General features: G+C 62.7%; 16 protein-coding genes. 5 read left to right on the plus strand and 11 right to left on the minus strand.

Annotated elements, in window-relative coordinates; all coding sequences use genetic code 11:
- Positions 1 to 25 precede the first annotated feature (25 nt).
- Positions 26 to 1033 (plus strand): RluA family pseudouridine synthase, encoded by a 1008-nt coding sequence (locus ACQ5ID_RS06750; RefSeq protein WP_429911696.1) that lies wholly within the window; start codon positions 26 to 28, stop codon positions 1031 to 1033.
- Between the two features lie 113 nt (positions 1034 to 1146).
- Here ACQ5ID_RS06750 and ACQ5ID_RS06755 read toward each other — a convergent pair whose 3' ends face one another.
- A complete protein-coding gene (locus tag ACQ5ID_RS06755; RefSeq protein WP_429911697.1) occupies positions 1147 to 2037 on the minus strand; it encodes a bile acid:sodium symporter family protein in 891 nt (296 codons plus the stop codon).
- Between the two features lie 143 nt (positions 2038 to 2180).
- Here ACQ5ID_RS06755 and ACQ5ID_RS06760 point away from each other — a divergent pair, with 143 nt between their 5' ends.
- The gene (locus ACQ5ID_RS06760; protein WP_429911698.1) at positions 2181 to 3857 is read left to right on the plus strand and encodes a methyl-accepting chemotaxis protein; all 1677 of its coding nucleotides are present in this window, start codon (positions 2181 to 2183) and stop codon (positions 3855 to 3857) included.
- Positions 3858 to 3877: 20 nt separating this feature from the next.
- Here ACQ5ID_RS06760 and ACQ5ID_RS06765 read toward each other — a convergent pair whose 3' ends face one another.
- From ACQ5ID_RS06765 to ACQ5ID_RS06780, 4 genes are all read right to left on the minus strand, one after another.
- Entirely contained in the window at positions 3878 to 4009 is a 132-nt protein-coding gene (locus ACQ5ID_RS06765; protein ID WP_257791270.1) for a hypothetical protein, read from the minus strand.
- Between the two features lie 147 nt (positions 4010 to 4156).
- Positions 4157 to 4621 carry a carboxymuconolactone decarboxylase family protein gene (locus tag ACQ5ID_RS06770; RefSeq protein WP_429911699.1) on the minus strand — a complete coding sequence of 155 codons (465 nt, stop codon included), beginning with the start codon at positions 4619 to 4621 and terminating at the stop codon, positions 4157 to 4159.
- A 41-nt stretch (positions 4622 to 4662) separates the two neighbouring features.
- A complete protein-coding gene (locus ACQ5ID_RS06775; protein WP_429911700.1) occupies positions 4663 to 5169 on the minus strand; it encodes an Rrf2 family transcriptional regulator in 507 nt (168 codons plus the stop codon).
- Between the two features lie 101 nt (positions 5170 to 5270).
- Entirely contained in the window at positions 5271 to 5798 is a 528-nt protein-coding gene (locus ACQ5ID_RS06780) for a GNAT family N-acetyltransferase (protein WP_429911701.1), read from the minus strand.
- 256 nt (positions 5799 to 6054) lie between these two features.
- Here ACQ5ID_RS06780 and rpoH point away from each other — a divergent pair, with 256 nt between their 5' ends.
- Complete coding sequence (rpoH, locus tag ACQ5ID_RS06785; protein ID WP_429911702.1) at positions 6055 to 6942, plus strand: RNA polymerase sigma factor RpoH; 888 nt, start codon at positions 6055 to 6057, stop codon at positions 6940 to 6942.
- A 264-nt stretch (positions 6943 to 7206) separates the two neighbouring features.
- Here the strand turns inward: rpoH and ACQ5ID_RS06790 are convergent, their stop codons facing one another.
- From ACQ5ID_RS06790 to ACQ5ID_RS06800, 3 genes are read right to left on the minus strand one after another with little or no spacing between them, the layout of a single operon-like run.
- Positions 7207 to 7593, minus strand: a complete 387-nt coding sequence (locus tag ACQ5ID_RS06790) for a type II toxin-antitoxin system VapC family toxin (protein ID WP_429911703.1) — start codon at positions 7591 to 7593, stop codon at positions 7207 to 7209.
- Entirely contained in the window at positions 7590 to 7823 is a 234-nt protein-coding gene (locus tag ACQ5ID_RS06795; RefSeq protein ID WP_188452872.1) for a FitA-like ribbon-helix-helix domain-containing protein, read from the minus strand. Before ACQ5ID_RS06795 ends, ACQ5ID_RS06790 begins: the two co-directional genes overlap by 4 nt.
- A 53-nt stretch (positions 7824 to 7876) precedes the next feature.
- Positions 7877 to 8596 (minus strand): lysoplasmalogenase, encoded by a 720-nt coding sequence (locus ACQ5ID_RS06800; protein WP_429911704.1) that lies wholly within the window; start codon positions 8594 to 8596, stop codon positions 7877 to 7879.
- A gap of 131 nt (positions 8597 to 8727) precedes the next feature.
- Here ACQ5ID_RS06800 and ACQ5ID_RS06805 point away from each other — a divergent pair, with 131 nt between their 5' ends.
- Complete coding sequence (locus tag ACQ5ID_RS06805; RefSeq protein ID WP_429911705.1) at positions 8728 to 9771, plus strand: DUF481 domain-containing protein; 1044 nt, start codon at positions 8728 to 8730, stop codon at positions 9769 to 9771.
- Positions 9772 to 9774: 3 nt separating this feature from the next.
- On the opposite strand, the gene ACQ5ID_RS06810 is transcribed toward ACQ5ID_RS06805, so the two are convergent.
- A complete protein-coding gene (locus ACQ5ID_RS06810) occupies positions 9775 to 11136 on the minus strand; it encodes a trypsin-like serine peptidase (RefSeq protein WP_429911706.1) in 1362 nt (453 codons plus the stop codon).
- A 251-nt stretch (positions 11137 to 11387) separates the two neighbouring features.
- Here ACQ5ID_RS06810 and ACQ5ID_RS06815 point away from each other — a divergent pair, with 251 nt between their 5' ends.
- Positions 11388 to 11801 (plus strand): hypothetical protein, encoded by a 414-nt coding sequence (locus ACQ5ID_RS06815; RefSeq protein ID WP_429911707.1) that lies wholly within the window; start codon positions 11388 to 11390, stop codon positions 11799 to 11801.
- Between the two features lie 13 nt (positions 11802 to 11814).
- Here the strand turns inward: ACQ5ID_RS06815 and ACQ5ID_RS06820 are convergent, their stop codons facing one another.
- Together ACQ5ID_RS06820 and ACQ5ID_RS06825 are read right to left on the minus strand one after the other, a co-directional pair.
- Positions 11815 to 12636 (minus strand): PhzF family phenazine biosynthesis protein, encoded by an 822-nt coding sequence (locus ACQ5ID_RS06820; RefSeq protein ID WP_429911708.1) that lies wholly within the window; start codon positions 12634 to 12636, stop codon positions 11815 to 11817.
- Positions 12633 to 13163 carry a thioredoxin family protein gene (locus ACQ5ID_RS06825; RefSeq protein ID WP_429911709.1) on the minus strand — a complete coding sequence of 177 codons (531 nt, stop codon included), beginning with the start codon at positions 13161 to 13163 and terminating at the stop codon, positions 12633 to 12635. Before ACQ5ID_RS06825 ends, ACQ5ID_RS06820 begins: the two co-directional genes overlap by 4 nt.
- Between the last annotated feature and the right edge of the window lie 93 nt (positions 13164 to 13256).

The raw sequence follows: 13256 nt of genomic DNA on the forward strand, positions 1-13256 counted from the left end.
GCTGAGCGGTCGGTCAGGATGAATAATGACAACTTCACAAGAAGATAGCCGCAGCATAACGGCCAGCGAAGCCGATGCCGGCGAACGGCTGGACCGCTGGATTGCTGCGCAATGGCCCGAGCTGTCGCGCTCGCGCTGCAAGGCGCTGATCGAGGGCGGCGCGCTGGCCGTGAACGGCGAAACACTGGCCGACCCGTCTGCGAAAGTGCGCGAGGGACAGGTCTACACGCTCACCATGCCCGCGCTGGAACCGGCCATACCCAAGCCGGAAAACATTCCGCTCGACATATTGCACGAGGATGATGATCTGATCGTCATCAACAAGCCGGCCGGCCTCACCGTTCACCCCGGCGCCGGTGCGTGGACCGGCACGCTGGTGCACGCCCTCCTTTATCACTGCAATGGGTCGCTGTCGGGGATTGGCGGGGTTGAACGCCCTGGCATTGTCCACCGGATCGACAAGGATACATCGGGGGTCCTCGTCGTTGCCAAGAACGATATCGCGCACCGTTATCTCTCCAAGCAATTCGCGAAACACACGGTCGAGCGCGCCTATCTGGCCTTCACACGCGGCGCGCCCCGTCCACGCGAAGGCGAGATAGCAACCCGGATTGCCCGCTCCACGCGTGACCGGCTGAAAATGGCGGTTCTCAAATGGGAAAGCGCAGCCGGCAAGGAAGCCATCACCCATTATCAGGTGCTGGAGACCTTCGGGCAGGAAGCCAAAGCCCCTATCGGCACACCGCTCGCCGCCCTTGTCGAATGCCGGCTGGAAACCGGGCGCACTCACCAGATCCGCGTGCACATGGAACATCTGGGTCATGCCCTGATCGGCGACCGTGTCTATGGCCCGCAGCGCACCAGCCAGCTCAAAGGCATTCCCGACCTGCCGGAGATCAAGGCGCTGGGCCGTCAGGCTCTCCATGCCTCTGTGCTGGGCTTTGTCCATCCCTCAACGCGCGAGGACATGGTGTTCGAGACAGAACTGCCAGACGACTTGCAAAGCCTGCACACCGCGCTGAAGAGAGTTTGACCCGAAGGCTGTCATGGCCCGGTTTATCCGGGCCACCCTTGCCTTTAGAGTTTCCGGCTGATCCTTCGTTGCAGGCATGGATCATCCGCATGCGCGGGTGATGACAATTCTCTTTATGCGCCTGCCGAGAAACGCCTGGCCCGCGACGCCACGCCTGACCAGCGGCGCGCCCACAGGATGAAGGCTCCTGCCGTCACAAACATGAGAAGGCCATAGATCGCCGCCGGCACGGCATAGGACACGCTGCCCAGCATCGAGACAGAAACGACGATGGCGAGCGTGGCGTTCTGCAGGCCGCACTCCAGCGTCAGGGCGATGCGCTGCTTCATCTTCAGCATCACAAGGCTTGCCACCGCGAACGCGACCAGCATGGCCAGCACATTCAGGCTGAGCGCAATAAACCCGGCTTCGGCAAAGCGGGCGGCCAGCTCGTCACGGTCGGCAATGAGCGTGGCCAGCACGACGGCGGTGAACACCACACCCGACAAGAGGCGCGAATGCCGGTCCAGCACATTGGCGGCCTTCGGCGCGAGCTGGCGGATCGCCATGCCGATACCAACCGGCACCACCGTCAGAAGGAAGATCACGAGCCCTGTCGTGACAAGGCCGACCGATGGCGCTTCGGGGCCCATGAAGAGCGTGAGCGCGATCATCAGCACGATGGGCACGGTAAACATGGAGGTGAGGCTGGTCAGCGCGGTCAGCGAGATCGACAGGGCGACATCGCCGCGTGCCATGTGGGTGAGAAGGTTGGAGGTCGTCCCGCCCGGACAGGCCGCCAGCAGCACGATACCCACCTTGAGCACCGGCGGAGCGGGCAGGAAGGCGACAATGGCAATCGCCAGCAGAGGCAGCGAGAAATACTGCAGAACAACGCCCACCAGCAGCGCTTTTGGTTTTGTGAATATTCGCCGGAAATCAGCCGGCGTGAGGCCAACGCCCAGTGCCAGCATGATGAAGGCCAGGGCGAGGGGGAGGAGAATCTGTCCGATAAAACTGTCCATGGACGCGAAGCTAGCCCTGTCTGCGCGCCGCCGTCACCTGCCAATCTCTTTCCAGGGCAGATAACCGCACAGGGGAACAATATGGTTTACCGCTGGTTCACCCGAACCTGCGCATAGCTCTATGCAAAGCAGGAGAGTTTCACATGAGCATTCGCGTCAAGATCATGGTCGCCGTCGGCGCACTCGGTGTCGTATCCATCCTTCTGGCCGGGCTCGGCATACAGAGCATGCAGGCCTACAACACGCGCGTAGCCGCCTATGAGAATGCCGCAACGCGGGCATATCACGGCGCTCACCTCAACCGGCTGGTGACCGGTGTGGTCATGGAGGCGCGCGGAATTTACGCATCGCAGACCACCGAACAGGCCGCCCCCTTCGGCGAAGGGCTGATGCGCCGGCTGGACCAGATCGACACGCTGCTGGATCAGTGGAGCGCTCTGGTGCCGGCCTCGGGCGAGGAACGCGTCCTGTTCGAAGCAGTACGCACACGCACGGCAGAGTTCCGGGCCTTCCGCGCCGAGACGGTCCGCCTTGGCGGCATTGATCCCGCCCTTGCCAATGAGCAGGGCAATAATATGGACAATCGCTCCAACCGGCGCGCCTATCAGGAAGAAATCGACGCCGTGGTCGGACGCGACCGCGCGCAACTTGATGCTATCGAAGCCGATCTCGCCAGCTTCTACCGCACCCGCTTCATCATGCTGACCGGTATCGCCATTCTGGGCGTACTGGGCGGCATTGGCTTTGCGCTTTATGTGGCCATTTTTCAGGTCAGCCGCCCGCTCACCAAGGTAACAGACGTTCTTGAGCAGGTTGCTGGCGGCGATCTCACGATTGAGGTGCCGTCCGTGCGCTCGCGCGACGAGATTGGCCAGCTCTGGTCGACAGTCGGGGTGCTGCGCACCGCGCTCGCCGATGCCGAGGCCCTGAAAGCCAAGCAGGAGGAGTCCGAGGCCCATCAGCGCGAGATGCAGCGCCAGGCCATGATTGAAACGGCCGACCGGTTCGAGGCAGAAGTCGGCACCCTGCTGACCGACGTCATCCAGGCGGCCTCCCAAGTCTACTCTGCAGCTGGGATCGTGGACACCAACGCGACCCGCACAACCGAGGAATCCAGCTCGGCCGCCGTCGCGTCGGAGGAAACCTCCGCCAACGTGCAATCTGTCGCTTCCGCGTCAGAAGAGCTCTCTGCGTCTATCCAGGAAATCTCCCGGCAGATCTCCGAAGCCTCATCGCTGATCGGCGAGGCCGTAGAGCAGGCGCGTGCCACCGATACCGATGTACGCACACTGGCCGATAATGCCGGCAAGGTCGGAGAGGTCGTGACCCTTATCCAAGGGATCGCCGAGCAGACCAACCTGCTGGCGCTCAACGCCACCATCGAGGCGGCGCGCGCAGGCGAAGCCGGCAAGGGCTTTGCGGTTGTCGCAAACGAAGTGAAGGCTCTGGCCACCCAGACCGCCAAGGCAACCGGCGATATCGAGGCGCAGATGACGGCCATCGAAGCGGCCACTGGCCATGCGGTTGAGCGCATTGCCGATATCGTCAAGCGTATCGGCGATCTCAATACGCTGGCGGGCGGTGTGGCGGCATCGGCCGAGCAGCAGGGTGCTGCGACCGGCGATATTGCCCGCGCCATTCAGGAAGCTGCGGCCGGGGCCAGCCAGATTGCCTCGACCATCGAGGCGCTGAACCAGATTTCCGACGGCAATGCAACGGCGTCAGGCGAACTGCTCGAAGCGTGCAAGACGCTCAACTCACGCTCTGACGAGCTGAAAGATCAGATGACGCGCTTCGTATCGGGCATCAAGGCAGCCTAGAGCTGCCAGCCCGCGCGCGGCTAGAAAATCACGATATAAGCGATCACGATGCCGATCACGGCAAGCACGACACCGCCGACAAGGGCATGGCGCGTCATGTGATTGGGAGCGGGTTCGCCCTGGCGTGCTTCGGTTTTTTCTTTCTCGATCATGGCGCGTCTCCTCTGCGGGCAGCGCCAGACGGATCTGGTGATCCCTCTGGCGGCATTGTGGAAAGAAAACGCGCAGGCGCAGGTCAGGTTCCAGATTTTACCGGGCCGCCGGGGCCATGATCACGCCAGCTTGCACGCCAGGACACATCAGGCGGCTTTTTCCGCCGCGTCCACTCCATGCTGCGCACGGAACCCGACCGCGAGGCGGTTCCAGACATTTATCGTACCGATAGCTACGGACAGCCTGGTGATATCGGCCTCTGAAAAGAAGGCGCGCAACGGTTCGAAATCCGCGTCGGGCGCACGGGTTTGCGCGATATTGGTCAGCGCTTCGGTCCAGGCGAGAACTGCCCGATCGCGGGCATCAAAGACAGGCGATTCCTGCCAGACGCTAATCAGATTGATCCACTGTTCGCCAAGCGCGTCCTTGCGCGCTTCCTTCACATGCATGTCCACGCAATAAGCGCACCCATTGATCTGTGAAGCCCGTATCTTGACGAGATGGATAAGCCGGTGGTCCAGCCCGCTGCCCTCCCTGACATAGGTGTCGAGCGCCAGAACCGCCGCAAAAGCATCCGGTGCAGCTCTGGAAAAATCAAAACGTGCCTTCATCTCACATATCCTCGTTCGCAGTGCGGGGAGTTGTCCTGGCGTCAGGCTTTCCTGCCTGAGATCCGTTCATGGGCTTCGAAAAACAGACAGCTTCTCGCGGCAATCGTACCGTCATCGAATGTCTCAAGGTCCGACAGAATGTCCGCGATGCTGACGCGCCGAAGCTCGGCCCGATAGGCATTCTCGGCGCGCAGCATTGCGGCATTGATGCTGCACGGTGTGGTGAACATCCGGGCAGGGAGCGGGTTGGGGCCGCGGCGCCTGATCTCCTTGCATCGAAATGCCGGGCCTGACCCTTCCACCGCCAGCACGATGTCCAGCAGCGTGATGCGCCCCGGCGACCTTGCCAGCCGATACCCGCCTTTGGGACCGGGGACCGCGTCAAGAATGCCAGCACTCGAGAGCGCCTGCAGGTGCTTGAGCAGATAGCTGGCCGACACGCCATGAAATTCTGCCAGAGCTGCCGCCGACAGCACCCCCTCATCTGACAGGCCAGCCAGCATGGTGATGCTGTGAATGGCCTGCTCCACACCGTCGCTGAGTTTCATCGCCGCCCCCCTATTCCGGATATTTTTTATCCGTGATTAGCGACAACGTCAAGCGGCAGGCCGAAATGCCCTTGTGCTTCCCTGAAATTCCGCTGAAGGGTCTAGACCGCCCGGCCCATCACCCAGTCGCAATAGACGCGGCCGCCGACATCGAACTGCCGCTCGCCCAGCGCCTCGAAACCGGCCCGGCCATAGAAGGCCAGCGCCCGCTCATTACCCTTGTAGACCCCCAGGACAATGCTGGAATGGCCGTTGGTGCGGGCATGGTCGAGAGCCGTGCTGATCAGGTCCCGGCCGAGGCCCGAACCCTGCAGGCGCGACAGCACATAGATGCGCTTGATCTCGATATCCTTTGGCCCTGTAGGCACTGGCAGGTCGGGAGCGGCAAGATGGAGATACCCGACAGGCGCGCCGCCCGGTGCCATTTCGGCAAGCCACAGCGCCTGCGACGCATCTGCCAGCGCGCGGGCATAGACGGCTGGCGCGTGGCGCTCCTGACAGTGGCGGATAATGCCCTGCCCGTCGATGATACCGGCATAGGATTCCAGAAAACTCGCCGCGCCTACCAGCGCGAGAGCAGCTTCATCGCCGGGGCCAGCGCGCCGGATGGTGACAGATTGAGTGTCCATGGGCTCAGCGATACCGGCAGAATCGCCGCTCTGGCAAGCCAGCCTTTCTGAAACGTCACGGGACAAATCCGGGCCGGTTTTATAAACTTGACCTGAGAGGTGAGGATTTCTTCACCCCCTGCCCCTCGCATACGGCTTGCCGCCACCCTAAATGGACTTTGCTGCATCGCCGAAAGCGGCGTAGCGAAACGGGGGCGGCAGTTATTGCGTTGGTCAAGGACCAGCTCGGACTGCCCGCCAAGGGAGGATTACCAACATGAACGCCATGCGTCTGGCATCACTGTCGCCCGAAGGCGGACTGTCGCGCTATCTCACCGAGATACGCAAGTTTCCGATGCTGGAAAAGGACGAGGAATTCATGCTCGCCAAGCGCTGGCTGGAGCATGAAGACTCCGAGGCCGCGCACAAGCTCGTCACCTCCCATTTGCGCCTCGTGGCAAAGATCGCCATGGGCTATCGCGGCTATGGCCTGCCGATTGCCGAAGTGATTTCCGAAGGCAATGTCGGCCTGATGCAGGCGGTGAAGAAGTTTGACCCCGATAAGGGCTTCCGCCTTGCCACCTATGCGATGTGGTGGATCCGCGCCAGCATCCAGGAATATATCCTGCGCTCGTGGAGCCTGGTGAAAATGGGTACGACGGCTGCGCAGAAGAAGCTGTTCTTCAATCTGCGCCGGATGAAAAGCCAGATGCAGGCGCTCGAAGAGGGTGATCTGCACCCCGATCAGGTGGACACTATCGCCACCAAGCTTGGCGTCACGAACGACGACGTGATCTCGATGAACCGGCGCCTGTCCGGGCCGGACGCCTCCCTCAACGCGCCCATGCGCGTGGATGGTGAAGCCGAATGGCAGGACTGGCTGTCTGACGACAATGCCGAGGACGCCGAGGAAAGCTTGGTCGAGAGCGACGAGTTCTCTACCCGCATGACGCTTCTGCAAGAAGCGATGGGCGGGCTCAATGAGCGCGAGCGCCACATTATCGAGGAACGCCGCCTCTCCGAGGAGCCCAAGACGCTCGAAGAGCTGGCCGAGGTCTACAATGTCAGCCGCGAACGCATCCGCCAGATCGAGGTGCGCGCGTTTGAAAAGCTGCAGACCGAGATGAAGCGCCTCGCCGAAGAACGCGGACTGGTGGCGGCCTAGGGTCGATACTCAATCAGGTTTCGGGCGTGACGCGTAGCGGATCTGGTGCCTGACAAGGAGAGACGGCTGCCGTGAAGCATCCCTCCACAAGGACGGCTCGACGCGGTCAGGGGCGAAATCCGCCGCGCCTCGAAGAGGTATGGCGAAAATCGCCCACTCTTGCGTCGCAGTCCCTCGAAAGGGGAATGCCCTTCCATCGGGCCTGCTCCTGATAGTGAACCATTTTCGCGCATATCACGCTCCAAACCTGATTGAGTATCGACCCTAACTTATCACCGTTACGAGATCGCTGGCGGACGCCGCGAGGCGGGCATCGCGCGTCAGTAATGGCATGTCCATAACCTCTGCCAGCGCAACGTAGGACGCGTCATAGGCGGAGATCGCGTGTCTCAGCTCCCATATCCGTGGCAGCAGAAAATCATGCGGATACCGCCGCAGGGGGAAGCCCGCAAGATCGGCAAGGGCATCTGCGCCAACATTGGCGGAGATTTTTCCGCTGAGCGCAAATTTGCGGATCACCTGCGCGGCTTCGATGTCGATGAGATGGGGCGCATGGAGGCTGGTGCCTGACTCGAACATGAACGTCTCAAGCTGCGAAGCGGCAGGAGACCTCAGCAACACCTCCAGCAGGGCCGACGCATCAACGATCATCCGGCGCGGTCGCGCTCGGCCCTTACCGCAGCGGCAATGTCGGCATCGGCGGCAAGAGGAGGCCGCGCGTGCAGCCGGGCGCGCAATTCCTCAAGGCTTGGCCGCTCGGCAAGCTGGCGCAGTTCAGCGAGCAGATAATCGGACAGGGACATGCCAGCGAGTGCCGCGCGCGCTTTGAGCGTGCGGTGCAGCGCATCGGGCACATTGCGTATCTGGACCATCACCGTCATGCGATAAACATACTTGCATGTGCGCCACATGTAAATCGCGCCGGAAACTGATCCTACCCAGCCGCCTCCTGCTTGCGTCTGACGATACCCACCGCAAGGCAGAACTGCGCGGCAAAATAGGTGATCCAGACGGCGACCCCGCCCCAGTCCAGACCGTCAAAGACCAGTGTCTCGCGGAACAGGCGTGCGGCAATCATGCTGTCGGAGATGAGGAAGAGCAGCGCACCGGCCACAATCAGGCGCGGCCCGCGCACCAGCCCGGCGGCGATCACCATGGCGAGGATGATGCCCAGATACGCGCTGGCAGGCACCAGAAGCTCGCCCATGCCCGGCCGCAGCCAGACAAACATCGCAGCACCAAAGGCCAAGAGGGCCGCCCCCAGCACCAGACCATCCTTGCGCCAGCCATCTTTCACAATGAACCCGGCGAAAATCAGCAGATAGACCAGATGGGCCGCGCCGAAAAAGCCGATCCCGGCCTCCATCTCGGGCGGGTTCATGGCCAGCGCGAAATCCCCGCCCGATGACAGGAGCAGCGCCAGCGCGAGCACAAACGCCTTGCGAAAAGCAGCGTACATCGCCAGCAGGATGATTCCGCTGACTTTTACAAGCGCGATCTGGGCACCGCCCGCCGTAACCTGATCGAGCACCAGAAACACCAGGGCGGCAAAAATGGCGACGCCCAGATAGGCCGGTCCGGTCCATTCCGGGATTAGCGGGCCGGTTTCCTTGTAACGGTTTGCTGACGAAAACTCGTTATCCTGTTCTGACATGCAGATCGACTCCATAGGGTGTTTGGCCTCGGCCTTGTGATCACGCTAGAACAGGTTTGCGTGCGCCAGAACCCCTCATCGGCGCATGATTTTAATCTTGGCTCTGCAAGCCCTCGAAGGAAGACACCCCCATGTCGCCTCGCGCCCGCACGCGTCCCGCCCTTCACGCTCTGGCAATTGCCGTCGCTCTGTCAGGCACTGCAGCAGCGCAGGAAGCGCAGCTTCCCGGCATTTTGACCGAGCTGCTGGAAGCGGCCAATACGCAAGGGCGCGCAGACTTTACGCGCGCCGTTCAGCTGATCGCGCTCACCCGCCCGGCAGACGAGATCGTACGCGCGGCAGAAGAGCTGGGACGCGGTGATGTAGCGCGCCAGGCGCTGGGTCTGGAACCGCCTCAGCTTCCCGAAGATGCGGCCATCGCTGCGGTCGAGGAGGTCGCAGAAGACGACCCGTCAGAAGCTTATACACCCAACGGGATTGTCGGTACGGTGGCTGCCGTACCGGTCGGTTTTGCCCGCACCTTTGCCTCCGGACAGCTGGAACTCTGGCAGGGCCGGGCAAGCCTTGGCATACGCTTTGACAGCGGCAACACCTCCCGCGAGGACTACACGTTCGGTCTTCAGGTGCGCCGTGAGCTGTCCGGCTGGGGCTTTCAGGGCGACATAGACTACGCCTATTCAGAGGTGAACGGCACAATCGGCCGGGATAATTTGCGCACCCGGCTGCGCGGCGAACGTGAGGCGGGGGAGCGCTTCACCTATTTTGCCGCCGCCGATTTCGAGCGCGACCGGGTTGCGAGCTATGACTGGACGGCCTTCACCGGCGTGGGTGCCGGTTACCGCGTCCTCACCCGCCCCGGCCGCACCTGGATTTTGCGGGCCGGTCCGGGTGTCCGCTTCCTGTCAGAGCCGGGCGGGGACACGCAGACGGTAGGCGCGCTGGATCTGGGGTCGGATGTGGCCTGGCGTCTTACCGAGTCGATCAGCTTTACCTCGGAGACCGGATTGCTGGTCGCCGACACCAGCCGGTTCGACCAACTGTTCGGCCTGAATTCAGCGCTCAACGATCTGTGGTCGCTGCGCGTGCAATACCGCTATCGCTATGAATTCGAGCCCAATCCGGGTTTCGTGCACGGCGATAGCCGCACCGACATCTCCATCGTGCGCGAGTTCTAGGCGCTATCGCTCCGATCCGTCGTTTTCCACCTTTACAGGACGGGGCGCACCGGGCTTTCCGGGGCCTTGCGGGCGCACGCCGCCCGCACCGATACGCCCGGCTGCAAAATCATCAAGCAGATGCACCCAGCGGCTCGACCGCGAGGAGATGTAAATGAACGGGCCGTCCGGATTGCGCCGGAAGTTTGAGTCCGTAGCGATCACCTGCCACTCGCCATCCTCATACACCATGAAGGGCGAGCCGGAATCGCCCCGCGTCGTGTCACAATCATGGGAAATCGTGTCGTCCGGATAGGCCACCAGGATACGGCAATCTTCATTGCCCGAGAGGTTATCACCGGTGTCCCACGAATACCCCGCCTGCCAGATGCGGGCATTGCGCGCTTCGCGCTCCCCCCGGTCGGCGACGATGTCCAGCACACCGACAAAGCCCAGCTCGTCGCCAAGCGGCTGGTCAAGGCGCAACAAGGCCCAGTCCGTGCCGTCAATCTCGTCGGTCTGACTGAAGCGCTGATTGTCCCACTCCTCGTCAATCAGATGATCGACCGTGCGCGCCGTACGCGGCCCGCCGGGCAGCGCAAAGCCGGTAGTGAACACCCCGCCGGCATGAAGCTGGCCTTCCCTGTGAATGCAGTGGGCCGCCGTTGCGATCACATTGGGCGCAACCAGCGTCGCGGTGCAGGTGCCGCCCCGGTCGGCCTGTATCGTCCCGATCACGCTCCAGGGAAATTGCGCCGTATCCATCAGCACTCGGTCATCATGGCCGAAGAAATGATCGTTGATGGTCAACGGACGGTGGCGGCCGCCACAATCGGAGCGGTCTGTGCGCGCCGGGCAACGCCCCGTACCGATGCCGGGTTCATCGCATACGCCGTCAAAGGCAAATTCGCAGCTATCATCGCGAAAGCGCAGATGGCTGACATCGCCGCAATCGGTAACGTCGGTACCTTGCGTGCAGGCTCCGGTGCCAAAGCCCGGCTCGTCGCATTCGCCATCATTGGCCCAGCGGCAGCTATCGTCTTCCTGGCCCGTGGCAATGCGCCAGCAGTCTGAATAATCGGTGCCGGCCGGACACGCGCCCGTGCCGATACCGGGCTCGTCGCATTCCCCGTCATTGGCATGGCGGCAGCTATCATCACCGGTAAAGCCGGCAGGGCGGGCATCGCCGGGCCGCTCAGGGACGGGTTTCTGGAATTGCTGGATGATGCGCGCATAGTCGCGCGAGGTCAGGATGGTGGGGTCGGCGATTTCAGCCATATCCGTGCCGGCCGCCTGCGCCCCGGCATCTGCGCGGTCGAAATAAGCGGCAGCGCCCGCAATGGCGATTCCCGCCGCCAGCGCCAGTGCGCCCAGAAAAGCCCGCATACCCTGTTTCCCCTCGAATGCCCTGAGCCGCCTCAATTCATCGCGCGCGGTCTTCACATCACATGGCTGTGCAGCCGCGTCACCTGACCATGACTGACAGTATGGAAGCAAGCACGGTGTGTTCAGCTTGCTGAACGCCAGATGAGCGGCGGGTCCAGATGCCGTTCAGGAGGCTTCAGCGATGCTTGTCCTCAAGCGAGGGAGACATATCCGCCGTCGGGCCGGATTAGTTGCCTTAGAGGACAAGCACCATGTTCAAACCCGTTGCACTCATCCTTGCCGCCGGTCTTGGCCTTGCTGGAGTGGCCGCCAGCGCCGCCCCGGCAGAAGCCCAGCGCTGGCACCAGCCACGCGGGTGGAGCGCGCCGCAGGGCCATTTCGTTGTGAATGCGAATGCATGCACCCCGCTGCGTCACTACCACCAGCAGCGCAGCCGGCATCACGCCCAATGGAACCGTCAGCGCAATTACGTGCTGCGCTGCCAGCCCGGCGCGTTCAACTACATCCCCACACGCGCCGAAATGCGCATGGGTGTCACGAACCGCCATGTTACGGTGAGTGAAGCGCGCTGGGATCCGCGCCGCCAGCGATTCTTTGCTGAAACGCGCTGGGGCCGCGTGCCGGTGGAGGTCATCCACGCGCCGATCATTATCGGCCGGCGCTAGGGGCTCTACCAGCTCAGAGGCGTATCTGACCCTGGATGAAGGGCCGGGCCGTGCCGTAAAGCGCGACCCGGCCATTCTCGCGTGCCTCGACCTCCAGCGCGCCGGGGCGCGGGCCGATCTGGCGGGCGGTCATGCGTGTCTTGCCAAGCTTGCCTGCCCAATACGGTGCCAGCGTGCAGTGCGCCGAGCCGGTAACCGGGTCCTCGGAAATGCCCGCAGCCGGGCAGAAGAAGCGCGAGACAAAATCGGCACTTTGCCCCCTTGCCGTAGCCAGCACATTGATACCGGACTCTTCAAGCGCCCGCAGATCGGGCTTCAGACCGGCAATGACCGCCTCGCTCTCATAGACCAGCATCATATAACGATTGCCGTGGATGCGGCTCAGATCATGGGCTTCCAGCGGGACGCCCGCACCCATCGCCTCGGCAATGCCAGGTGCCGGTCCGGCTGGCTGCCAGGCCACGGCGGGAAAATCCATCACGAACAGCCCATCGCCTGCACGCGACACCTCAAGCCGGCCCGACAGCGTGTCAAAGCGCGCCGTATCGCCCTGTACACGGCGCTCTTCAAACAGCCAGACCGCACTGGCCAGCGTGGCATGGCCGCACAATTCCACTTCATGGCCCGGCGTGAACCAGCGCAAGGACCACAGATCACGCTCGCCGCCCACAGGCAGAAGATAGGCGGTTTCAGACAGATTGTTGGACCGCGCGATCCCCGCCAGCATCAGATCATCAAGGGGCGTTTCCAGCAGCACCACAGCCGCCGGATTGCCCGTGTGGGGTGCGTCGCCATCGGCAAAGGCGTGCAGTTCGGCGAAGGGAAGACCGGTCATGGGCGGCGTGTCACAGCGCGGGCAGCGTCATCGGGCACCCCGGCCTCGGCATAGAGGGTCAGATAATCGAGCACGTCCTGCGCGCTGCGCTCGCGCGCTGTGCGCCATTCAGCCGACGTGCCGGTATTGATGATCTCGCCCTCTGCCGTGGTGATGATGACGGTCGGCACGCCTTCAAGCTCTTCCAGGCCAAAGCGCGCTACAACGTCCATATTGCGCTCATACCGGCCCACATCGACCGCGACGATCTCGTAGTGCGCGTCCGCATAGGCACGAATCGGCGCCAGCTCCAGCATGCCGGCAAAGATCCGGCAATCCGGGCACCAGTTTCCGCCAAACTTCACCAGCACGCGCGTGCCGCGCGCCGCTGCGCGCTCATAGGCCGCATCCAGCGCGCCATGGGCATCCGCCTCCGCGCTATAGGGTTCGTCCACGGCTGTGATCTCAAGATCGGACAAGGCAATCTCCTCAGGCTCGGGCGAGCAGGCCAGAAGGCTGAACGCCGAAACCAGGCTTATAATCATCATCGCAGAACGCATGAACCAATCCTCGCTTGCATCGCCCTACACCTAGACACGCTTCCGCTCTCTGGCGATACCCCGGCCACACTAGCCGCCCTT

It is taken from the genome of Glycocaulis sp. (assembly GCF_050485565.1).
Classification (GTDB): domain Bacteria; phylum Pseudomonadota; class Alphaproteobacteria; order Caulobacterales; family Maricaulaceae; genus Glycocaulis.

Bases quoted from the DNA above. Each gene is read 5' to 3' on its own strand.
- ACQ5ID_RS06770 (WP_429911699.1), bottom strand. From the start codon at position 4,621: ATGAAGGCACGTTTTGATTTTTCCAGAGCTGCACCGGATGCTTTTGCG.
- ACQ5ID_RS06825 (WP_429911709.1), bottom strand. From the start codon at position 13,163: ATGATGATTATAAGCCTGGTTTCGGCGTTCAGCCTTCTGGCCTGCTCG.
- ACQ5ID_RS06810 (WP_429911706.1), bottom strand. From the start codon at position 11,136: ATGCGGGCTTTTCTGGGCGCACTGGCGCTGGCGGCGGGAATCGCCATT.
- ACQ5ID_RS06760 (WP_429911698.1), top strand. From the start codon at position 2,181: ATGAGCATTCGCGTCAAGATCATGGTCGCCGTCGGCGCACTCGGTGTC.
- ACQ5ID_RS06755 (WP_429911697.1), bottom strand. From the start codon at position 2,037: ATGGACAGTTTTATCGGACAGATTCTCCTCCCCCTCGCCCTGGCCTTC.
- ACQ5ID_RS06805 (WP_429911705.1), top strand. From the start codon at position 8,728: ATGTCGCCTCGCGCCCGCACGCGTCCCGCCCTTCACGCTCTGGCAATT.
- rpoH (WP_429911702.1), top strand. From the start codon at position 6,055: ATGAACGCCATGCGTCTGGCATCACTGTCGCCCGAAGGCGGACTGTCG.
- ACQ5ID_RS06790 (WP_429911703.1), bottom strand. From the start codon at position 7,593: ATGATCGTTGATGCGTCGGCCCTGCTGGAGGTGTTGCTGAGGTCTCCT.
- ACQ5ID_RS06765 (WP_257791270.1), bottom strand. From the start codon at position 4,009: ATGATCGAGAAAGAAAAAACCGAAGCACGCCAGGGCGAACCCGCTCCC.
- ACQ5ID_RS06795 (WP_188452872.1), bottom strand. From the start codon at position 7,823: ATGACGGTGATGGTCCAGATACGCAATGTGCCCGATGCGCTGCACCGC.
- ACQ5ID_RS06820 (WP_429911708.1), bottom strand. From the start codon at position 12,636: ATGACCGGTCTTCCCTTCGCCGAACTGCACGCCTTTGCCGATGGCGAC.
- ACQ5ID_RS06775 (WP_429911700.1), bottom strand. From the start codon at position 5,169: ATGAAACTCAGCGACGGTGTGGAGCAGGCCATTCACAGCATCACCATG.
- ACQ5ID_RS06815 (WP_429911707.1), top strand. From the start codon at position 11,388: ATGTTCAAACCCGTTGCACTCATCCTTGCCGCCGGTCTTGGCCTTGCT.
- ACQ5ID_RS06800 (WP_429911704.1), bottom strand. From the start codon at position 8,596: ATGTCAGAACAGGATAACGAGTTTTCGTCAGCAAACCGTTACAAGGAA.
- ACQ5ID_RS06750 (WP_429911696.1), top strand. From the start codon at position 26: ATGACAACTTCACAAGAAGATAGCCGCAGCATAACGGCCAGCGAAGCC.
- ACQ5ID_RS06780 (WP_429911701.1), bottom strand. From the start codon at position 5,798: ATGGACACTCAATCTGTCACCATCCGGCGCGCTGGCCCCGGCGATGAA.